The 20,708-nt window shown below is 71.9% G+C and carries 18 protein-coding genes; 13 read left to right on the top strand and 5 right to left on the bottom strand.

The genetic code is table 11. From position 1 onward, the window contains the following. Positions 1-85: 85 nt before the first annotated feature. A complete protein-coding gene (locus ACWGI6_RS32700; protein ID WP_453270889.1) occupies positions 86-1,408 on the bottom strand; it encodes a glycosyltransferase 87 family protein in 1,323 nt (440 codons plus the stop codon). 251 nt (positions 1,409-1,659) lie between these two features. Here ACWGI6_RS32700 and ACWGI6_RS32695 point away from each other — a divergent pair, with 251 nt between their 5' ends. Continuing rightward, positions 1,660-2,802 carry a glycosyltransferase family 4 protein gene (locus ACWGI6_RS32695; RefSeq protein ID WP_453270865.1) on the top strand — a complete coding sequence of 381 codons (1,143 nt, stop codon included), beginning with the start codon at positions 1,660-1,662 and terminating at the stop codon, positions 2,800-2,802. A gap of 161 nt (positions 2,803-2,963) precedes the next feature. Here the strand turns inward: ACWGI6_RS32695 and ACWGI6_RS32690 are convergent, their stop codons facing one another. Beyond that, entirely contained in the window at positions 2,964-4,760 is a 1,797-nt protein-coding gene (locus ACWGI6_RS32690) for an AMP-dependent synthetase/ligase (protein WP_453270864.1), read from the bottom strand. A gap of 275 nt (positions 4,761-5,035) precedes the next feature. Here ACWGI6_RS32690 and ACWGI6_RS32685 point away from each other — a divergent pair, with 275 nt between their 5' ends. From ACWGI6_RS32685 to ACWGI6_RS32660, 6 genes are all read left to right on the top strand, one after another. Beyond that, positions 5,036-5,812, top strand: a complete 777-nt coding sequence (locus tag ACWGI6_RS32685) for a metallophosphoesterase family protein (protein ID WP_453270863.1) — start codon at positions 5,036-5,038, stop codon at positions 5,810-5,812. Between the two features lie 215 nt (positions 5,813-6,027). After that, positions 6,028-6,531, top strand: coding sequence for an SRPBCC family protein (locus ACWGI6_RS32680; RefSeq protein WP_393910265.1), 504 nt, complete (start codon positions 6,028-6,030; stop codon positions 6,529-6,531). 2 nt (positions 6,532-6,533) lie between these two features. Continuing rightward, entirely contained in the window at positions 6,534-7,736 is a 1,203-nt protein-coding gene (locus ACWGI6_RS32675) for an ArsA family ATPase (protein WP_453270862.1), read from the top strand. 105 nt (positions 7,737-7,841) lie between these two features. Beyond that, the gene (locus ACWGI6_RS32670) at positions 7,842-8,318 is read left to right on the top strand and encodes a DUF5304 domain-containing protein (protein ID WP_393910263.1); all 477 of its coding nucleotides are present in this window, start codon (positions 7,842-7,844) and stop codon (positions 8,316-8,318) included. A 122-nt stretch (positions 8,319-8,440) separates the two neighbouring features. Continuing rightward, positions 8,441-9,382 (top strand): ROK family glucokinase, encoded by a 942-nt coding sequence (locus ACWGI6_RS32665; RefSeq protein WP_453270861.1) that lies wholly within the window; start codon positions 8,441-8,443, stop codon positions 9,380-9,382. A 121-nt stretch (positions 9,383-9,503) separates the two neighbouring features. Then, entirely contained in the window at positions 9,504-10,253 is a 750-nt protein-coding gene (locus ACWGI6_RS32660) for an endonuclease/exonuclease/phosphatase family protein (protein WP_453270888.1), read from the top strand. Position 10,254: 1 nt separating this feature from the next. Here the strand turns inward: ACWGI6_RS32660 and ACWGI6_RS32655 are convergent, their stop codons facing one another. Continuing rightward, a complete protein-coding gene (locus ACWGI6_RS32655; RefSeq protein WP_453270860.1) occupies positions 10,255-10,860 on the bottom strand; it encodes a hypothetical protein in 606 nt (201 codons plus the stop codon). Then, positions 10,847-11,644, bottom strand: a complete 798-nt coding sequence (locus ACWGI6_RS32650) for an alpha/beta hydrolase (protein ID WP_453270859.1) — start codon at positions 11,642-11,644, stop codon at positions 10,847-10,849. Before ACWGI6_RS32650 ends, ACWGI6_RS32655 begins: the two co-directional genes overlap by 14 nt. 161 nt (positions 11,645-11,805) lie before the next feature. On the opposite strand from ACWGI6_RS32650, the gene ACWGI6_RS32645 reads away from it, so the two are divergent. From ACWGI6_RS32645 to ACWGI6_RS32625, 5 genes are all read left to right on the top strand, one after another. Then, a complete protein-coding gene (locus ACWGI6_RS32645; protein ID WP_393910259.1) occupies positions 11,806-12,552 on the top strand; it encodes a lysophospholipid acyltransferase family protein in 747 nt (248 codons plus the stop codon). 92 nt (positions 12,553-12,644) lie between these two features. After that, positions 12,645-13,937 (top strand): MacS family sensor histidine kinase, encoded by a 1,293-nt coding sequence (gene macS / locus ACWGI6_RS32640; protein ID WP_453270887.1) that lies wholly within the window; start codon positions 12,645-12,647, stop codon positions 13,935-13,937. Positions 13,938-13,957: 20 nt separating this feature from the next. Then, a complete protein-coding gene (locus ACWGI6_RS32635) occupies positions 13,958-14,602 on the top strand; it encodes a response regulator (RefSeq protein ID WP_453270886.1) in 645 nt (214 codons plus the stop codon). Between the two features lie 178 nt (positions 14,603-14,780). Then, a complete protein-coding gene (locus ACWGI6_RS32630; protein ID WP_453270858.1) occupies positions 14,781-15,809 on the top strand; it encodes a 6-phosphofructokinase in 1,029 nt (342 codons plus the stop codon). A gap of 175 nt (positions 15,810-15,984) precedes the next feature. Beyond that, complete coding sequence (locus ACWGI6_RS32625) at positions 15,985-17,001, top strand: 2-hydroxyacid dehydrogenase (protein WP_453270857.1); 1,017 nt, start codon at positions 15,985-15,987, stop codon at positions 16,999-17,001. Here ACWGI6_RS32625 and ACWGI6_RS32620 read toward each other — a convergent pair. Next, positions 16,967-18,955, bottom strand: a complete 1,989-nt coding sequence (locus ACWGI6_RS32620; protein ID WP_453270856.1) for an anthranilate synthase family protein — start codon at positions 18,953-18,955, stop codon at positions 16,967-16,969. The genes ACWGI6_RS32625 and ACWGI6_RS32620 overlap by 35 nt on opposite strands. Positions 18,956-19,207: 252 nt before the next feature. Here ACWGI6_RS32620 and ACWGI6_RS32615 point away from each other — a divergent pair, with 252 nt between their 5' ends. After that, positions 19,208-20,557: a class II 3-deoxy-7-phosphoheptulonate synthase gene (locus ACWGI6_RS32615; RefSeq protein WP_393910255.1), complete on the top strand. Its 1,350-nt coding sequence runs from the start codon at positions 19,208-19,210 to the stop codon at positions 20,555-20,557. Positions 20,558-20,708 lie beyond the last annotated feature (151 nt).

Here is a 20,708-nt window from a genome sequence, read left to right as displayed (position 1 = left end):
GGCCGGCTGGGCGGTCCGTCCGTGCGGAGGCGCGGACTGCCGTTGCGCCGCCTGCGGGCACAGCCGCGGCGGCGCGGGGCCGGGCTCAGGGGCCCGATGACGGCGACCCGTCCGTGGGTGCCTGCGGGGCGGAGCTCGTGAGCTGTGGGGGAGCCGCGGTGGTCTCGCCGACCGGCCGGCGCGCGCTGACCACGCCGACGGGGCCCGTACGCCCCTGACCGCCGCCGCGCGTCGAGACCCACAGCCGGCGGCAGGCGAGCAGCGAGGCGGCGACCAGCAGGCCGTTGCGCGCGGCCAGCAGCACGACCGCCTGGAGGTCGCTCGCCACGATGTGCGCGAACCAGACGGGGAACTCCAGCAGCGTGATCCCGGTGGCCGGCAGGACCAGCAGCGCCGGCAGCGCCTGCCGGCTGGCGCGTACGGTCATGCACACCGCGGCGAGCCCCACCAGCCAGAGCATGTACTGCGGGCTGATGACGCGGCTGGTGGTCGTGAACAGCAGGGTGGCGGTGAAGGCGGCGTCGCACAGCGTCGCGGGGCCGAACTCCCGGGCGCGCACCCGCCACAGGAACAGCCAGCCCGCGGCGGCGAGGCTCAGGGTGAGCGCCAGGGTGCTGACGAACGGGACGCCCGGCCCGAGGAACTCCAGCGAGCCGTAGTGCAGCAGGACCTGTCCGTCCCACCCGTACTGCCGGGCGACATGGAAGACCAGCGCGCCGAGCGACTCGACCTCCGTGCCGCGGTCGCGCTGGAAGGTGAGGAAGGCCAGCGCGCCCGGTGCCGCGACCATGCAGAGCAGGGTCAGCCCGGCCGCGATGCCGGCCGCGCTCCCCCACAGGGCGCGTGCCCGGCGGCCGCGCACCGCCGCCCCCGTCAGCAGCAGTACGGGCCAGGCCTTCAGCAGCGCACCGAAAGCGACCAGGGCGCCCGCTACCCGCGGCCGGCGGGCGGCCGCGAACAGCGCGGCGGCGGCGACCGCGGCGACCATCAGGTCGTAGCGGGCGTACGCGGTCGGGCCCAGCAGCGCCACGCCCGCGATCCACACCCAGGCCCCCGCCGGGCGATGGCCGGGCCGCCGGCCGGCCCGCAGGAACAGCGCCAGCGCCGCCGCGTCCGTGACCAGGATCAGGGTGAAGAACGCCGGGGCGTAGTCGAGGAACGGCAGCAGGCCGGGGGAGAGGATCGCGAGCGCGGCGGCCGGTGGGTACTGCCAGGTCACATCCGCCAGCGGGAAGGTGCCGGTCTTCAGGATCTCGAACCAGCCGTGGTAGATCACCGAGACATCGGTGGTGACATCCGGCCCCGGCAGCACCAGCACCCTCAGGACGCACAGCAGGACCAGGGCCCGGGTCACGGCCCACGCCGCGACCGGGAGCCACACCCCGCGCGCTCTGCTGATGCTGCTCATCGTCACCTCGTCGCTCCTCGGCCGTTGGCCGCCTGTGCCGCCGTTGCCCGCCTGCGCTGTCCGGGCCGCCGGTGGCCCCGCGCGCACGGGGCCCTGCCGACCGCTCCCGCCCGCGCTGTCCGCATGATGCCGGTGGCGGCTGGTCACGACCGTAGACGAGGGACGGGCGGGGCGGGGCGGGCCGCCCCCGGCTGTCCGCCGACCGGTACTGTCGGGCCGGAACCGCCGAGACCGACCGCCGAGAGACCATCGTGCACAAGACCTTGATCGTCACGAACGACTTCCCGCCCCGGCCCGGCGGCATCCAGGCCTTCCTGCACAGCATGGCGCTGCGCCTGGACCCCTCCCAGGTCGTCGTCTACGCCTCGACCTGGAAGCGCACCGCGGAGGGGCGCGCGGCCACCGCCGCCTTCGACGCCGAGCAGCCGTTCCCGGTGGTACGCGACCGTACGACGATGCTGCTGCCCACCCCGAGGGTGACCCGGCGGGCCACCGGGCTGCTGCGTGAACACGGCTGCTCCTCCGTGTGGTTCGGCGCGGCGGCGCCGCTCGGGCTGATGGCGCCCGCGCTGCGCTCGGCCGGTGCGCGCCGCATCGTGGCGACCACGCACGGCCACGAGGCGGGCTGGGCGCAGCTGCCGGCCGCCCGCCGGCTGCTGCGCCGGATCGGTGAAGGCACCGACACGCTCACCTACCTCGGCGAGTACACCCGCTCGCGGATCGCCGGTGCGCTCACCCCGGAAGCCGCCGGACGGATGGTCCAACTCCCGCCCGGCGTGGACGAGAAGACCTTCCACCCCGGCTCGGGGGGCGATGCCGTACGGGCCGCGCTCGGGCTCACCGGCCGGCCGGTGGTGGTGTGTGTCTCGCGGCTCGTCCCGCGCAAGGGCCAGGACACCCTGATCGAGGCGATGCCGGCCATCGTGTCCGCGGTGCCCGATGCCGTCCTGCTGATCGTCGGCGGCGGCCCGTACGAGAAGGAGCTGCGCGCACTGGCCCTGGAGAAGGGTGTCGGGGACTCGGTGCGCTTCACCGGCGCGGTCCCGTGGGAGGAGCTGCCGGCCCACTTCGGCGCCGGCGACGTCTTCGCGATGCCCTGCCGCACCCGCCGTGGCGGGCTGGACGTCGAGGGCCTCGGCATCGTCTACCTGGAGGCCTCCGCCACCGGACTCCCCGTGGTGGCGGGCGACTCGGGCGGCGCCCCCGACGCCGTCCTCGACGGCGAGACGGGCTGGGTCGTCCCCGGCGGCTCCCCGGCCCCCACCGCTGACCGCATCGTCACCCTGCTCCGGGACCCCGCCCTGCGCCGCACCATGGGCGCACGCGGCCGCGCCTGGGTGGAGGAGAAGTGGCGCTGGGACCTGCTGGCGGAACGGCTCAAGGAACTGCTGTAGGGACCGCCCGCGGCCGGCGCAACGGCCCGGCACCGCGGGCCCGTGACTCCGCTCCGCGCGAGCCGACCGCGTCCGGGGGAAACGACAATCCGCCGCCGTGGCGCGCAGCCACGACGGCGGATCCCGGCGGTACCGAACCGGCTCGGGGGCGGTGTGGGCCCCTATGCGCGGTAGATCGCCTCGATCTCCTCCGCGAAGTCCTTCGCCACCACGTTCCGCTTGAGCTTCAGCGACGGCGTGACATGGCCCGACTCCTCGGTGAACTGGGTCGGCAGGATACGGAACTTACGTACCGACTCGGCCTTGGAGACGGCCGCGTTGCCGTCGTCGACGGCGCGCTGGACGGCGGCCAGCAGCTCCGGGTCCCCGGTGACCTGAGACGGCGTCACATCGGCGGGGTAGCCGTGCTCCTCGGCCCAGCGGGGCAGGAATTCCTCGTCGAGGGTGACCAGCGCGCCGATGAACGGCCGGCCGTCGCCGACGACCATGCACTCGGCGATCAGGGCATGCGCCCGGATACGGTCCTCGATCACGGCGGGGGCGACGTTCTTGCCGCCCGCGGTGACCAGTATTTCCTTCTTGCGGCCGGTGATGGCGAGGTAGCCGTCCTCGTCGAGGGTGCCGATGTCGCCCGTGTGGAACCAGCCGTCGGACAGCGCCTCCTTGGTGGCCGACGGGTTGTTCCAGTACTCGGTGAAGAGATGCTCGCCGTGCAGCAGCACCTCGCCGTCGTCGGCGATCCGCACGACCGAGCCGGGCAGCGGCTGGCCCACGGTACCGATCTTCTGCCGGTCCCAGGGGTTGAAGGCGGTGGCCGCACAGGACTCCGTCAGGCCGTAGCCCTCCAGGGCGGTGAAGCCGATGCCGCGGTAGAAGTGGCCGAGGCGGTCACCGAGCGGGGCGCCGCCGGAGATGGCATGGGTGGCGCGGCCGCCGAGGACGGCACGCAGCTTGCTGTAGACCAGCCGGTCGAAGACCTTGTACTTCAGCTTCAGTGCGAACGCCGGGCCCTCCGGGGTGTCCAGCGCGCGGCTGTAGGCGATCGCGATGTCCGCCGCCTTGTCGAAGACCTTGCCCTTGCCGTCCGCCTGCGCCTTGGCCCGCGCCGAGTTGTAGACCTTCTCGAAGACCCGGGGCACGCCCAGGACCAGCGTCGGGCGGAAGGAGGCGAGGTCCTCGGTGAGGTTCGTGATGTCGGGGGCGTGGCCCAGCTTGATGGGCGCCATCACCGCGGCGATCTGCACCAGCCGGCCGAAGACATGCGCGATGGGGAGGAAGAGGAGCACCGAGGAGTCACCGGTACGGAACAGCGGACGCAGCCGTTCGACGATGTTGCCGCACTCGGCGAAGAAGCTGCGGTGGCTGAGCACACAGCCCTTGGGGCGGCCGGTGGTGCCGGAGGTGTAGACGATGGTGGCCGGCGAGTCCGCGTCGGCGAGCGCGCTGCGCGCATCCACCTCGTTGTCGGAGATGCCGGAGCCCGCGGCCCGCAGCCGGGCGATGGCGTCCCGCTCGATCTGCCAGATGTTCTCCAGATCCGGCAGCCGGTCGCGGACCGACTCGACGGTCGCCTCGTGGGTGGGGGACTCCACCAGGCAGGCCACCGCGCCGGAGTCGCCGAGAATCCACTGGATCTGTTCGGCCGAACTGGTCTCGTATACGGGGACGGTGATGGCGCCGGCGCTCCAGATGGCGAAATCCAGCAGCGTCCACTCGTAGCGCGTGCGCGACATCAGGCCGACCCGGTCACCGGGCTGGACTCCGGAAGCGATCAGGCCTTTGGCGGCGGCGCGGACCTCGGCGAGGAAGGTGGCGGCGGTGACGTCCTGCCACCCGCCGTTCACCTTGCGTCCCATGACGGCAACATCCGGGTGCTGCGCGGCATTTCGGCGGATAAGATCCGTCAGATTGCCGTCCGCGGGGACCTCGTACAGGGCCGGAAGGCTGAACTCGCGCAAGACTGCTGCTCCTCAAAAGCGCCGGCGCCACGACGCTGTGTGTACACCGGCGGCGGTCCATGGTCATGCAAGGGGGATTGGACTGCCCGGACGTTACCCATGGGTATTGCTTTTGGGATAGGGGGGAACGGCCAGATGTTCGATGCGTCACACGCTGCGGGACACGCCATGGGGACTTGTCCCGCGCAGACTAGACCAGCGGGTCGGTGACCCGAAAGTAACCCCAGGTCCCAGGACCCCTCCCCGCGCCCGCCCGAGCGATTTAGGGTGACGCCATGCGTGTGCATGTGGTCAGTGACGTACACGGCAACAGCCGGGACCTCGCGGCGGCCGGAACCGGCGCCGACGCCCTGCTCTGCCTCGGTGACCTGGTCCTCTTCCTTGACTACGCCGACCATTCGCGCGGCATCTTCCCCGACCTCTTCGGCGTCGAGATGGCCGACGCGCTGGTCGAACTGCGCACCGCCCGCCGCTTCGAGGAGGCCCGCGCACTGGGCCGCCGGCTGTGGGGCGAACTGGACCGTACGGGCGTGAGCCGGGAGTCGGTCATCGAGGGCGCGGTCCGCAAGCAGTACGCCGAACTCTTCGCGGCCTTCCCCACCCCCACGTACGCCACCTACGGCAACGTCGACATCCCGCGCCTGTGGCCCGAGTACGCCGCGCCCGGCACCACCGTTCTGGACGGCCAGCGGGTGGAGCTCGGCGGCCGGGTCTTCGGGTTCGTCGGCGGCGGGCTGACCACACCGATGCGCACCCCGTACGAGATCAGCGACGAGGAGTACGCCGCCAAGATCGAGGCGGTCGGCGAGGTGGACGTGCTGTGCACCCATATCCCGCCCGACGTCCCCGAGCTCTGCTACGACACCGTCGCCCGCCGCTTCGAGCGCGGCAGCGCGGCCCTGCTGCACGCGATCCGCACCACCCGGCCGCGCTACGCCCTCTTCGGCCATGTGCACCAGCCGCTCGCCCGCCGGGTCCGGATCGACGGCACGGAATGCATCAATGTCGGCCATTTCAATGCGACCGGGACGCCCTATGTCATGGAGTGGTGAGCCAGGACGTCTCTGGTCGTGAGCCCGGTGGTGAGTGGCCGGCGGCCGTCCCGACCGGTCGCGCCGGGCCTGCTGGTGTCCGCCCGCGTTCCCCCGCGCGGTAGCCTTCAGCAGCAGAGACACAGCGTAAACAGGGTCTCCCCTGCTCCAACGGAGCCGAGAGCTTGGGGAAGAGTCGGCGGACCGGCATGAATCGGCATGGAGGAGTCACGGCGATGGCCGAACACACCAGCTCGAGCATCACGATCGAGGCGGCACCCGCCGAAGTGATGGGAGTGATCGCCGACTTTGACCGCTATCCGGAATGGACCGGCGAGGTCAAAGAGGCAGAGGTGCTTGCCAAGGACGACCGCGGCCGCGCCGAGCAGGTACGCCTGCTGCTGGACGCCGGAGCGATCAAGGACGACCACACCCTCGCCTACACCTGGACCGGCGACAACGAGGTCAGCTGGTCCCTGGTCAAGTCCCAGATGCTGCGCGCCCTGGACGGTTCCTACCGCCTCGCCGCGCAGGGCAACGGCGCGCGCACCGAGGTGACGTACCAGCTCACCGTCGACGTCAAGATCCCGATGCTCGGAATGATCAAGCGCAAGGCGGAGAAGGTCATCATCGACCGGGCGCTGGCCGGGCTGAAGAAGCGCGTCGAGAGCGGTCCCGCCGATCACGCCGCCGGGCCCGCCGACGCGGCCGAGTCCGCCGACGAGGCCAAGAAGCTCTGAGCGTGCGCATCGTCCTCGTCACGGGCCCCGGCGGCGCGGGCCGCACCACGCTGGCTGCCGCGACCGCCCTGGCCGGCGCCCGCCGGGGCGCGCGGGCACTCCTGCTCACCACCGGGAGCAGCGCCCCGGAAACGGTGCTCGGCACCCCCCTGGGGGCCGACGCCCCCACCCCGATAGCGCCGGGCCTGCACGCCCTGCGCATCGACCCCGGCGACCGCTTCCGCCAGGAATTCCTCGCCTTCCAGGACCGGGCCGGCGCGGCCCTCGACCTGCTCGGCGCCAGCCCCCTGGACGAGGACGAACTCACCGAACTCCCCGGCTCCGAGGACTTCGCGCTGCTGCACGCGCTGCGCGCCGAACACGCCTCGGGCGACTGGGACATGGTCGTCGTCGACATGCCCTCGGCCGCCGAAGCGATCCGGCTGCTCGCCCTGCCGGCCCAGGTACGCCGCTATCTGCGCCGGCTGCTGCCGCCCGAGCGCCAGGCGGCCCGCGCGCTGCGTCCGGTGCTCGCCCAGCTCGCCGGCGTCCCGATGCCGGCCCAGAAGCTCTACGACGCCGCCGAGCGCTGGGAGCGCGAACTCGCTGCCGTCCAGCGGGCGATCGACGACCCCGGCACGTCCGTACGCCTGGTCACCGACGCCGGCCCGGTCGCCGCCGCCAACCTGCGCACCATCCGCGCCGGCCTGGCACTGCACGGCCGGCGCACCGACGGTGTGATCGTCAACCGGCTGCTGCCCACCGGCTCGGCGGACCCCTTCCTCGCCGCGCTCTCCGGCAGCCAGCAGACGGCCCTCAAGGCGCTGCGCGAGGAGTTCCCCGACGTCCCGGTCCACGAGGTGCCGCACCTGGGCCGCGACCCGCAGGGCGTCGACGAGCTGGACGAGTTGATCGACGGACCGACCGGCGAGATCGGCGCGGACGGACCCGTCGACGGGCCCCGCCCCGACCCCTGGACCGTCGAGGACCGGCTGGCCGCCGACGGCCTCCTCATCTGGCGGGTGCCGCTGCCCGGCGCCGAACGCAAGGGTCTCGGCCTGGTGCGCCGCGGCGACGAGATCGTGGTCACCGTCGGCCGCTTCCGGCGGATCCGCACGCTCCCCTCCGTGCTGCGTCGTTGCACCGTCTCCGGCGCCGGACTGCACGACGGCGCCCTGGAGATCCGCTTCACGCCGGATCCGGAGCTGTGGCCCAAGAGCGACTGAACGCGGTACCACCGTTCGGGTACCGTCGAGAGTGGGCCCGGCTCTGACGCGCCCGTCCCGCACCCTTCGCCGTCCCGCCTCGCCGCAGGAGTCACGGAGTTCCTCATGAGTGATGCCACCGAGCGCCCCGCCGACCGCGGGGCCGAGCCCGACGCCGACGCCTGGGAGACGGCCTGTGCCGAGGACCTCGCGGCCGAGAAGACCCGGCACCGGGCCGCCCATGGCCCGCAGCCGGGCAGCGCGGCGGAGGAGCTGCGCAAGCTCGCCGACGCGGTGACCGACAAGCTCGCCGGCATCCAGCTGCCCGGCGCACTGGGCGGAATCGCCGCGCAGGGAGCCGTCAACCAGCTCTTCAAGCAGGCCAAGGCCGCCGTCGAGCCGGTCATCGAGCGCAACCCCGACCTCTTCGACCACCTCGCCGCGGCCGGCTCCGAACTGCTCGCCGCCTACCGCTCCGCGGTCGAGAGCAGCGAGCGCCGCTGGACCCGCGACGACCTCGACGAGGGGCCCGACGGCCGCCGCGGCGACGATCCGCGCGACGACGACGGCCCCACCGGCACCGAGCGGATCGATCTCGACTGAGCCCCCACGGCCCCGCACCACGGGGGAGGCCGCCCACGTCCGACGCCTGAAGGGCACGGTCGCCGCCGCCACCTCCGGTACGGTGGGTCCTGGCGGGGTTCGAGCGAAAAACTGAGGGACACATGGGACTCACCATCGGCGTCGACATCGGCGGCACGAAGATCGCGGCCGGCGTGGTCGACGAAGAGGGCTCGATCCTTGAGACGTGCAAGGTTCCGACTCCGCATGCCACCGACGCGCTGACCGAGGCCATTGCGGACGCGGTGCGTACCGTCGGGGCAGGCCATCATGTCGAGGCCGTCGGCATCGGTGCCGCCGGCTATGTCGACGAGAAGCGAGCCACGGTCCTGTTCGCACCGAACATCGACTGGCGGCACGAACCGCTCAAGGACAAGGTCGAGCAGCGCGTCGGCCTCCCCGTGGTGGTCGAGAACGACGCCAACGCCGCGGCCTGGGGCGAGTACAAGTTCGGCGCCGGCCAGGGGCACAGCGACGTCATCTGCATCACGCTCGGCACCGGCCTGGGCGGCGGCATCATCATCGGCAACAAGCTGCGCCGCGGCCGCTTCGGCGTCGCCGCCGAATTCGGGCACATCCGGGTCGTGCCCGACGGCCTGCTCTGCGGCTGCGGCAGCCAGGGCTGCTGGGAGCAGTACGCCTCCGGCCGTGCCCTGCTGCGCTACGCCCGCCAGCGGGCCTTCGCCACCCCCGAGAACGCCGAGATCCTGCTGGCGCTCGGCGACGGCACCTCCGAGGGCATCGAGGGCCGGCACGTCAGCGAGGCCGCCCGCCAGGGCGACGCGGTCGCCATCGACTCGTTCCGCGAACTGGCCCGTTGGGCCGGCGCCGGTCTCGCCGACCTCGCCTCGCTCTTCGACCCGTCGGCCTTCATCGTCGGCGGCGGCGTCTCGGACGAGGGCGAACTGGTCCTGGGACCGATCCGCAAGTCCTTCCGCCGCTGGCTGGTCGGCAACCAGTGGCGGCCGCACGCCCAGGTACTCGCCGCCCAGCTCGGCGGCAAGGCCGGTCTGGTCGGCGCGGCCGACCTGGCGCGCCAGGGCTGACCGCCCGAGGGCCGTCAGCGCCCGCTCATCGGTACGGCACCGTCCGTCGCGTCCCCCAGGGATGCGGCGGACGGTGCTCTATCTTGGCCGCGTGACGATCCCGGTGAGAGGACCCGCCGCCTTGATCCCGCTTCCCGACTCCCGTACCGAGCCCGACGGTACGGCCGTGATCCGGGTACTCAGCTACAACATCCGCTCGATGCGCGACGACCGGGCGGCGCTGGCCAGGGTCATCCAGGCCTGTGCCCCCGATCTCGTGCTGGTGCAGGAGGCGCCGCGGTTCTTCCGCTGGCGCAAGGCCGCCGAGCGGCTGGCCCGCGCGGCCGGGCTGGTGTACGTCACCGGCGGCGGCACGACCGCGGGCCCGATGATCCTGTCCACCCTGCGCGCCCATGTGGAGCGCACGGAGGACGTACTGCTGCCCCGCAACCCCGGACTGCACCAGCGCGGTTTCGCGACCGCCGTGGTCCGGATCGGCGGGGCCCGGCTCGGTGTGCTCAGCTGCCACCTCAGCCTCGCCGCCGGGGAGCGTGCCGAGCAGGCCGGGCTGCTGCTGGAGCGGCTGGCCGCCCTGGACGTGCCGTACGCCGTGGCCGGGGGTGACCTCAACGAGCGGCCGGAAGGCCCTGGCTTCCGGCGGCTGGCGGGAGCGCTCACCGATGCCTGGGCGGCCGAGCCGTGGGGCGGGGAGCTCACCTCCACGCCCCGTGACCCGCATCAGCGGATCGACGCGATCTTCGCCACGAAGGGCGTGGAGGTCCTCGGCTGCGGTGTGCCGCGCGGGCTGGCGGGGGTGCGGGAGAGCGACCTCACGGCCGCGACGGACCATCTGCCGGTACTGGCTGCCCTGCGGGTGCCGGCCTGCGGCTGACTCACACCACCGCGCCGCTGCCCGGCAGGTCGTTGTCGTCCTCGTCGTCGTTCTTCATCCGGGCCACCAGGGTGGCGAAGCCGCCGAGGAAGCCGCCGATGCCCAGGACCGTGCTCCACCACGTCATCGGCTGCTGCAGCAGCACCATGGTCACCAGCAGCACCGGACCGCCGATCACCGCGATCCAGGCGAACTTGGTGGTGACATCGGCCTGCGGCAGCGGGGGCGGCTCGGGCGGGGTGAAGTGGCCCTCGTCGCTCTCGTCGAAGTCGTCGTCGGACGCCTCCGAGGGGGTCCAGTTGCGGGGGCCGACACCCGGCGCGAAGACGACAAAGCTGCCCGGACGGGCGGTGTCGCCCTTGCCGTCCTTGGCCTCGTCCGCTTCGGCGCCTGCCTCGGCACCTGCCTCGGCACCTTCCCCGGCGCCTTGCTCGGTGTCCTCCTCGGCGTCCTTCGTGCCGTCGTTCCCGGCCGGCTCGTCCGTGCCGTCGACGCGGTCTCCCGCCGGGGGGAACGACGGCTGGTCGCCGTAGCCCGCCACGATCTCGGCCCAGGCGGCCTCTTCGTCCAGCGGGTCCCGGGGGTCGCGGGGGCTACGCTCCGCCACTGGCCGCCGTCCCCTCCTGAGCCGCGTCCGCCCGCGCGTGCGGCGCGAGCCGGGTGATGAAGGCGAAGGTGTCCCGGAAGATCTGCTCCGCGTCGTGGTCGAGCGTGGCGACGTGGTAGCTGCGCTCCAGCAGCGTCTGCCGGACGTCCGTCGAGGACACCCGGCTCAGGATGCGCTCGGAGTCCACCGGCGGGACGACATGGTCCTGCGGGCTGGTCATCACCAGCAACGGCTGGGTGACACCGGGGAGTTCGGAGTCGACCTGCTGGAAGAAGCGGCGCACCGAATACGCCGCGTGCAGCGGCACCCGGTCATAGCCGATCTCCTCGGCGCCGGGCTTGGCGATATCGCTCGTCAGCCCCTTGGTCGTCCGTACGAGATGGCGCAGCACCGGCAGCAGCGGCCCGGCCGCGTCATGCACCTTGTTGGCGGGGTTGACCACGGCCACCCCGCTGATGGCGTCGCCGTGTTTGGCGGCCAGCCGCAGCGCCAGCGCGCCGCCCATCGACAGGCCGCAGACGAAGACCGTGCCGCAGCGCTCGGTCAGCGCCCGCAGCTCGCGGTCGACCTCGGCGTACCAGTCCTGCCAGGTCGTGATCTGCAGGTCCTGCCAGCGGGTGCCGTGACCGGGCAGCAGCGGCAGACTGACCGTGAGCCCCTGTTCGGCCAGGTATTCGGCCCAGGGGCGTACGGACTGGGGGGAGCCCGTGAAGCCGTGGCACACAAGGACGCCGACCTCTCCGCCGTCACGGCGGAACGGCTCGGCTCCGGGAAGGAGCGGCACCGGGGGACTCCGATCGATGAGGGGGCCTGGCGAGTTACCTCAGGGTACGCAAAGTGACGGCGGGCGGATAGGTCCGGCGACGGCCGCGGACGAGCGCGCCACCGGGGCAGGTTAAGGTCTTTGCGTCACACACAGGAGGCAGTCGGTTGATCTACGGCGCAATGAAGTTTTCCATCGGCGGGTCGCTGAAGCTTGCCTTCAGGCCCTGGGTGGAAGGCATCGAGAACATCCCCGCCGAGGGCCCGGCGATCCTCGCGAGCAACCACCTGTCCTTCTCGGACTCCTTCTTCCTGCCCGCGGTACTCGACCGCAAGGTCACCTTCATCGCGAAGTCCGAGTACTTCACCTCCCCGGGGGTCAAGGGCAAGCTGACGGCCGCGTTCTTCAAGGGCGTGGGCCAGCTGCCGGTGGACCGCTCGGGCGGCCGGGGCGCGGGCGAGGCGGCGATCAAGAGCGGTATCGAGGTGCTGGAACGCGGTGAGCTGTTCGGCATCTACCCGGAGGGCACCCGCTCCCCGGACGGCCGGCTCTACCGCGGGAAGCCGGGCGGTCTGGCACGGGTGGCGCTGGCCACCGGGGCGCCGGTCATCCCCGTAGCGATGATCGACACCGAGAAGGTGCAGCCGCCGGGCAAGGTCGTGCCGAAGATGATCCGGCCGGGCATCCGCATCGGCAAGCCGCTCGACTTCACCCGCTATCAGGGCATGGAGGGCGACCGCTTCATCCTGCGGTCGGTCACCGACGAGGTCATGTACGAGATCATGAAGCTGTCCGGCCAGGAGTACGTCGACATCTACGCGACCGCGGCCAAGCGGCAGCTGGCCGAGGCGGCGAAGGCCGAGGCGGCACAGGCCGAGGCGAAGAGGAAGGCCGAGGCGGAGCGGGCCAAGAAGGCGGCCGCCGAATAGCACGACAGGGCCGAGACCGGGCGTGAGCGCGCCCGGCGAGGGGGACGGCGATGACGGACACGGATACGGACATACGAACGGTGAGCGCCGCCATGGCCGCCAGACGCCATGGCAAGCGCCCCCCGAAGGTGCTGCGGATGTCCGTCGAGCTCCCGCTGTGGCGCGCGCTCACCGGCTACCGGATCCTCACCCTCGTCTACACCCTGTGCCTGGTCGCGCTCTCCTACCGGCAGTACGAGCATCCGCTGGGTGCCGCCGCCTACATGGGCGTTCTCACCGTCTGGATGGGGCTGACCTGGCGCTGCACCACCTCGGCGGAGCGCTGCACCCGGCAGTTCCTGGTCGCCGACCTCGGCTTCGCGGTCGGCGGCATCCTGCTCACGCTGGTGGTCGACAGCCACGCCCGCATCATGGACGGCGGGCCGACGCTGCCGTCCATCTGGACGGCGGGCGCCGTCCTGGGTTTCGCGATCAAGGGCGGCTGGCGCTGGGCCGCGGTGGGCTCCACCGTCGTGGCGGTGGCCAATCTCGTCGAGCGCCAGGAGCTGGCCCGCGACACCGTCCACAACGTGGTGCTGGTGTGGGTGGCCAGCGTCGGCCTCGGCTATGTCGTCGAGGTGGCCCGCTCCAGCGAGCGCACCCTCGCCCGCGCCCTGCAGATCGAGGCCGCCACCCGGGAACGGGAGCGGCTGGCCCGCGACATCCACGACAGCGTGCTGCAGGTGCTGGCGATGGTGCAGCGGCGCGGCGCCGAGATCGGCGGCGAGGCGACCGAACTGGGACGGATGGCCGGTGAGCAGGAGGTTGCGCTGCGGACCCTGGTCGCCGGCGGGCTGGTGTCGCCGCCCGGGATCCGGCCCGGCGGTGCGGTGCCCACGGTGCCGCACCCGGCCGGCGAGCCCACAGGGGAGGGCGCGGCGGCGCCTGCCACGGCCGCATCGGCGCCGGCCGGCGCCGGACCGTGCGACGTCCGGGCACTGCTGGCGCCGTACGCGGGCGCCGGTGTCACCTTCTCCGAGCCCGGTGCCCCGGTCGCGCTGCCGCCCGCCGCGGCGGCCGAACTCGCGGCCGCTGTCAGTGCCGCGTTGGACAATGTACGGGTGCATGCGGGGGCTGGAGCCCACGCATGGATCCTGGTGGAGGACGAACCGCACGCGGTGATCGTGACGGTCCGCGACGACGGCCCCGGCATCCCCGAGGGCCGGCTCGCGGACGCCGAGCGCGAGGGCCGTTTGGGGGTGGCCCTGTCGATCCGCGGCCGGCTGCGGGACCTGGGCGGCGGCGCGGAGTGGATCTCGGTCTCCGGACAGGGCACGGAAGTGGAGTTGACGGTCCCCAAGGGCGGTGCGCCCGAGGGCGGAAAACGGGGGAAGGCCGGGAAGTGAGCAAGCAGGGGCTGAAGGTCATGGTGGTCGACGACCACCCCATGTGGCGGGACGCGGTCGCACGGGATCTGGCGGAGGCCGGGTGCGAGGTGGTCGCGACGGCCGGCGACGGTCTCCAGGCGGTGCGCAGGGCGCAGGCCGCGGGGCCCGATGTGCTGGTCCTGGACCTCAATCTGCCGGGGCTGCCCGGCGTGCGGGTGTGCAAGGAGCTGGTCGGCGCCAATCCGGCGCTGCGGGTGCTGGTGCTGTCCGCGAGCGGTGAGCATGCCGATGTCCTGGAGGCGGTCAAGTCCGGGGCGACCGGCTATCTGCTGAAGTCGGCGAGCACCGAGGAACTGCTGGACGCGGTGCGGCGCACGGCCGCCGGCGATGCGGTGTTCACGCCGGGCCTGGCCGGTCTGGTGCTCGGCGAGTACCGCAGGCTGGCGACCGAGCCGGCCCCGACGACGTCGGACGAGCCGGGCGCGCCGCAGTTGACGGACCGGGAGACCGAGGTGCTGCGCCTGGTCGCCAAGGGGCTCTCGTACAAGCAGATCGCCGAGCGGCTGGTCATCTCGCACCGCACGGTGCAGAACCACGTCCAGAACACCCTCGGCAAGCTCCAGTTGCACAACCGTGTGGAGCTGGTGCGGTATGCGATAGAGCGCGGCCTCGACGAGGCGTGACCGGCGCGCTCACCGGCCGGATCCGCTCGTACGGGTGAACGCCCCGGCCAACTCCCCGGTAAATCACCGACATCCCCGTTTGTCCCATCCCGGAGTGACCCAGATCACCATTAGCGTGACCGGGGTCGGCTCATACACGGCCGTACGCGGCCACTGACGGGATGTAGGTGAAGCAGCGATGCGGGTCGGAGTACTGACCGGCGGCGGCGACTGCCCGGGTCTGAACGCAGTGATCAGAAGCATCGTCCGCAAGGGCACCCAGGAGTACGGATACGACTTCGTCGGCTTCCGGGACGGCTGGCGCGGGCCGTTGGAAGGCGACCTGATGCCGCTGGACATCCCGGCGGTGCGCGGCATTCTGCCCCGTGGCGGCACCATCCTCGGCTCCTCGCGGACCAACCCCTTCAAGGAGAACGACGGCGTCCGCCGGATCAAGGAGACGCTCGCCAAGGAGGAGGTCGAGGCACTGATCGCCATCGGCGGCGAGGACACCCTCGGCGTCGCCGCCCGGCTCTCCGGCGAACACGCGATCCCCTGTGTCGGCGTCCCCAAGACCATCGACAACGACCTCTCGGCCACGGACTACACCTTCGGCTTCGACACCGCCGTCGGCGTCGCCACCGAAGCCATCGACCGGCTGCACACCACCGCCGAATCCCATATGCGGGTGCTGGTCGTCGAGGTGATGGGTCGGCACGCCGGCTGGATCGCGCTGCACTCCGGCCTCGCCGGCGGGGCGAACGTCATCCTCATCCCGGAGCAGCGCTTCGACATCGAGCAGGTCTGCCGGTGGATCGACTCCCGCTTCAAGGTCCGCTACGCCCCGATCGTGGTCGTCGCCGAGGGCGCGATGCCCAAGGACGGCCAGATGGTGCTCAAGGACGACTCCACCGATTCCTTCGGCCATGTCCGGCTGTCCGGTGTGGGGGAGTGGCTGGCCAAGGAGATCGAGGCACGTACGGGCAAGGAGGCGCGCACGACGGTCCTCGGGCACACCCAGCGCGGCGGTACGCCCAGCGCCTTCGACCGCTGGCTGGCCACCCGCTTCGGGCTGCACGCCATTGACGCGGTGCGCGACGGCGACTTCGGAAAGATGGTCGCGCTGCGCGGTACGGACATCGTCCGGGTGCCGATCGCGGAGGCGACCGCACAGCTGAAGACCGTCGATCCGGCGCTCTATGCCGAGGTCGGCGTGTTCTTCGGCTGAGCGGGGCCCCTGTCCTGCCCTTTCCGTACCCCGCAGCCCCACGGTGCCGTCCGCCACTCCGGGCGGCACCGCCGAGCGATGGGCCGTATATTCGCCCTACGGTCCATCGCGACATATCCGGCCTATCGCTCGTGGGCGGGAGAATCCGATCCGGCGGAAGAACCCTGGAGAGCTTGTGCAGATCGTCGCCTTCGGCGTCCAGGCTGATGAGCGCCCGCTCCTGGAGAAGGCCTTCGCCGGCCCTCACCAGGTCCGCAGCCTGGATGTCTTCCTCAACCGTGACACCGCCCCCATCGCGCACGGCTACGAGATCGTCAGCTCCAGCGTGAACGCCGATCTGGGCGCGGACGTCCTGCAGGTCCTCGCGGCCGGCGGGACGAAGATGATCGCCCAGCGCTCCACGGGCTTCAACAACATCGATCTGCAGGCCGCGGCCGACCTCGGCATGAGCATCGGACGGGTCGCCGCCTACTCGCCCTACGCGGTCGCCGAATTCGCCTGGGCCCTCGCCCTGGCCATCAACCGGCGGATCGTCCGGGCCACGAACCGCACCCGTAATTTCGACTTCCGGCTGGACGGCCTGATGGGCCGCGATCTGCGCGGGCGCACGGTGGGCGTGCTCGGCACCGGCAGGATCGGCGAGGCGTTCACCCGCATCGCCCACGGCTTCGGCATGCACCTCCTGGGCTGGGACCTCACCGAAAACCCGAACTGCCTCGCTCTCGGCATGAAGTACGTCTCCCGGGAGCGGCTGTTCGCCGAGGCGGATCTGATCACCCTGCATGTCCCGCTGGTGGAGGACACCCGGCAGCTGATCGACGCGGCCGCGCTGGCCGCGATGAAGGACGACGCGATCCTGATCAACTCCAGCCGCGGCGGACTCGTCGACACCGTGGCCCTCGTCGAGGCGCTCAAGGCCGGCCGGCTCACCGGCGTCGGCCTGGACGTCTACGAGGAGGAGGCCCGGTTCTTCTTCTTCGACAAGTCCCTGGACATCATCAGCGACGACACCCTCGCCCGCCTGATGACCTTCGGGAATGTGCTGATCACCTCGCACCAGGCGTACTTCACCGAGGAGGCGGTGAGCCAGATCATCGAGGCCACCGTGGCCAATGTCGAGGACTACCTGGCCCACCGCACCAACGAGAACATGCTGGTCACACGAGGACAGCTGCCAACAGCTGCGCGGTGACCGAGGCGCCGTCCAGGGTCAGCACCGACTCGGGGTGGAACTGCACGCCGGCAAAGCCCGGACCGCGCAGCGCATGGACCTCGCCGGACCCCGCGTCCCGGCTCAACTCGACCCGGTGCATGGCGAGTTCGGCCGCCGTGGTGTCGTCGCAGCGGGCCGTGAAGGTGTTGTAGAAGCCGACCGTCTCCTCGCGTCCGAAGAAGTCGATCCGCTCCTGTGCGCCTTGGTAGGGCACCTCCTTGCGGACGATCTCCAGCCCCAGCTCGGCGGCGAGCAGTTCATGCCCGAGGCAGACCCCCAGCAGACCGTCGCGGTGGCCGGCGACCAGCTCGGCGGTCAGCGAGCGCAGAAAACGCATCTTGGGGTCGGCGGCGTCCGACGGGTCGCCCGGCCCCGGGCCCAGCACGACCGGGCCCCGGTGCGCGCGGGCGGCCTCGCGCAGCCCCGGCTCGTCGAAGCGGCGCACGGTCACCGTCAGCCCCGAGGTGCGCAGCAGATGCGCCAGCATCGCGGTGAAGGTGTCCTCCGCGTCGATGACCAGCGCGTGCCCGCTCAGCTCGGCGGTCGGCGCGGTGGTCTGCATCCGCAGCCAGAAGGGCGCCAGGTCGGTGCGGCGGGCGTCCAGCGCGGCCCGCACCCGCGGGTCGTCGGCCAGCCGCGGCGGCGCCTCCCCGGCCGCCGTGCGCGCGGGCGCCGGCCGCACCCCCAGCGCGCTCAGCACCCCCGCGGCCTTGGCATGCGTCTCGGCGACCTCGCTGTGCGGGTCGGAGGCGCGCACGAGGGTGGCGCCGACCGGCACCCGCAGCCGGCCCTCGGCGGAGATGTCGGCGGTACGGATCAGGATCGGCGAGTCCAGCGTCTGCGCGCCGCCCGCGTCCCGGCCGATCAGCGCCAGCGCCCCCGCGTAGTAGCCGCGGCTTCGCCCGTCCGGGCCCACCGGCTCGTGCCGCTCGATCACGCGGCAGGCGTTCTGCACCGGCGACCCGGTGACCGTCGCCGCGAACATCGTCTCCTTGAGCACCTCGCGCACATCGAGGGTGGACCGCCCGCGCAGCTCGTACTCGGTGTGCGCGAGGTGCGCCATCTCCTTGAGCCGGGGCCCGATCACCACCCCGCCCTTGTCCCCGACGGTGCACATCATCTTCAGCTCCTCGTCCACCACCATGGACAGCTCCTCGACCTCCTTGCGGTCGCCGAGGAACGTCAGCAGGCTCTCGGCGGTGGGGCCGCCCTCCGGGTAGCGGTAGGTGCCGCTGATCGGATTCATCACGACCGTCCCCCCGGACATCCGGACATGCACCTCGGGGCTGGCGCCGACCAAGGTGCGCACCCCGGGGCGGTGCACCACATACGTCCAGTACGCCCCGCGCTCACCGGCCAGCAGCCGCCGGAACAGCGCCAGCGCATCGGCCGCAGCGAAGTCCGCGATCTCGCCCTCGAACGTCCGGCGGATGACGAAGTTCGCGCCCTCGCCGCTGCCGATCTCGTCCCGTACCACCCGCCCGACGATCCCGGCGTAGGCGTCGTCGTCCACATCGAACGCCCCGTCCGTCACCCGCACCTCCTGCACGGGCAGCGCCGCCAGCAGCTCGTCCAGAGGCAGTTCGGCGCTCTCGCGGGGGCGCAGCACGGCCAGCGGCGTCCCGTCGTCATGGGCCCGGAAGCCGCGCTCGCGGATCTGCCGGAACGGGATCAGCGCGAGCGCATCGGTCACCGGCGCGTCCGGCACCCCCTCACCCAGCGGGATGTCGGCCAGCCGCCCGACCTCGTCGACCTCACCGATCAGCACCTCGACGAGGGGGGCACCTCCCGCTCGAGCGAAGCCGAGAGTGGGGGAGGCCGCCTCCCGCCCGGGGGAGCGTCGGTGCAGCAGGGCGAAAGGCGGGCAGGCGGGGTCGAGCAGCCGTCGGACGAGTGCGGCGGCGTCGGTGCGGGCGGGGGGCTCGCGGTGCATGACGGGGTTCCTTCCAGGGAGAGGAGGAACGGCCGCCGGAAAGGCTGAAGGCCGCCCCTCGGGCGGCCTTCGCGAAGTGTGTGAGGTGCGCGCGAATCAGTGGGCCGCCGGATGAGCGGTCCACCACCAGTTGCTGTTGATCGCCGGTCGCGTACACATGAGGGGCACCCTACCGGACCGTCCGAGTGCAGTGCGTCTCAAAGTCCGGATGCCTGGACGGACAGCCTCGCGGGACCCCGTAATGTGGGAGGTGTGACCGTGAACGCTGAAACCCACGCCGGTGGCAACACCTGGCGAGACCTGCCCGCGGCGCAGCAGCCCGACTGGCCGGACCAAGAGGCTCTGCGCGATGTGATCGCGGAGCTCGAGTCCTATCCGCCGCTCGTCTTCGCGGGCGAGTGCGACCAGCTGCGCGAGCGCCTGGGAGCGGTCGCCCGTGGTGAGGCGTTCCTGCTCCAGGGCGGCGACTGCGCGGAGGCCTTCGACGCCGTATCCGCCGAGCACATCCGCAACAAGCTCAAGACGCTTCTCCAGATGGGCGCCGTCCTGACCTACGCCGGGTCCGTCCCGGTGGTCAAGGTCGGCCGGATCGCCGGCCAGTACAGCAAGCCGCGCTCCAAGCCCACCGAGACCCGCGACGGGGTGACGCTGCCGACCTACCGCGGCGACTCCGTCAACGGCTTCGAGTTCACCGAGGCGGCCCGGATCCCGGACCCCGAGCGGCTCAAGCGGATGTACCACGCCTCCGCGGCGACCCTCAACCTCGTGCGCGCCTTCACCACGGGCGGCTACGCCGACCTGCGTCAGGTGCACGCCTGGAACCAGGACTTCGTGAAGTCCTCGCCCTCCGGACAGCGCTACGAGGCGCTGGCCCGCGAGATCGACCGCGCGATGAACTTCATGAACGCCTGCGGGGTGGACCCGGAGGAGTTCCGCACGGTCGAGTTCTACGCCTCCCACGAGGCGCTGGTCCTCGACTACGAGTCCTCCCTGACCCGGGTCGACTCGCGCACCGGCAACCTCTACGACGTCTCCGGCCACATGGTCTGGATCGGCGAGCGCACCCGTCAGCTGGACGGTGCGCACCTCGAGTTCGCCTCGCGCATCCGCAACCCCATCGGCGTCAAGCTCGGCCCGACGACCACCCCCGAGGACGCCCTGACGCTCATCGAGCGTCTCGACCCGGAGCGGGAGCCGGGCCGGCTGACCTTCATCACCCGCATGGGAGCGGACAAGGTCCGCGACAAGCTCCCCGAGCTGGTCGAGAAGGTCACCGCCTCCGGCGCGCAGGTCGCCTGGATCTGTGACCCGATGCACGGCAACACCTTCGAGGCGGCCTCCGGTCACAAGACCCGGCGTTTCGACGACGTGCTGGACGAGGTCAAGGGCTTCTTCGAGGTCCACAAGAGCCTCGGTACGCACCCGGGCGGCATCCACGTCGAGCTGACCGGTGACGATGTCACCGAGTGCGTGGGCGGCGGCGATGAGATCTTCGTCGACGATCTGCACCAGCGCTACGAGACCGCCTGCGACCCGCGGCTCAACCGCAGCCAGTCGCTCGACCTGGCCTTCCTGGTGGCGGAGATGTACCGCGATCAGTGAGGCGGTAGGCCGCTGACCTGCGCTGACGGGCAGGGGCAAGACGAGAGTGGGGGGGGGGGGCCGGTGTAAGCGGCCCCCACCGGTGTGGCGGCCCCGCCCCGGCGCGGAAAGTAAGTGTGTCGAACAACAAAATAAACCGGAATTGATAGGT

Source organism: Streptomyces sp. NPDC054786, assembly GCF_053611685.1.
This window is presented reverse-complemented; position numbering and strand designations above follow the sequence as displayed.

Bases quoted from the DNA above. Each gene is read 5' to 3' on its own strand.
- ACWGI6_RS32635 (WP_453270886.1), top strand. From the start codon at position 13,958: ATGGTGGTCGACGACCACCCCATGTGGCGGGACGCGGTCGCACGGGAT.
- ACWGI6_RS32645 (WP_393910259.1), top strand. From the start codon at position 11,806: ATGAAGTTTTCCATCGGCGGGTCGCTGAAGCTTGCCTTCAGGCCCTGG.
- ACWGI6_RS32630 (WP_453270858.1), top strand. From the start codon at position 14,781: ATGCGGGTCGGAGTACTGACCGGCGGCGGCGACTGCCCGGGTCTGAAC.
- ACWGI6_RS32700 (WP_453270889.1), bottom strand. From the start codon at position 1,408: ATGAGCAGCATCAGCAGAGCGCGCGGGGTGTGGCTCCCGGTCGCGGCG.
- ACWGI6_RS32665 (WP_453270861.1), top strand. From the start codon at position 8,441: ATGGGACTCACCATCGGCGTCGACATCGGCGGCACGAAGATCGCGGCC.
- ACWGI6_RS32685 (WP_453270863.1), top strand. From the start codon at position 5,036: ATGCGTGTGCATGTGGTCAGTGACGTACACGGCAACAGCCGGGACCTC.
- macS (WP_453270887.1), top strand. From the start codon at position 12,645: ATGGCCGCCAGACGCCATGGCAAGCGCCCCCCGAAGGTGCTGCGGATG.
- ACWGI6_RS32670 (WP_393910263.1), top strand. From the start codon at position 7,842: ATGAGTGATGCCACCGAGCGCCCCGCCGACCGCGGGGCCGAGCCCGAC.
- ACWGI6_RS32680 (WP_393910265.1), top strand. From the start codon at position 6,028: ATGGCCGAACACACCAGCTCGAGCATCACGATCGAGGCGGCACCCGCC.
- ACWGI6_RS32620 (WP_453270856.1), bottom strand. From the start codon at position 18,955: ATGCACCGCGAGCCCCCCGCCCGCACCGACGCCGCCGCACTCGTCCGA.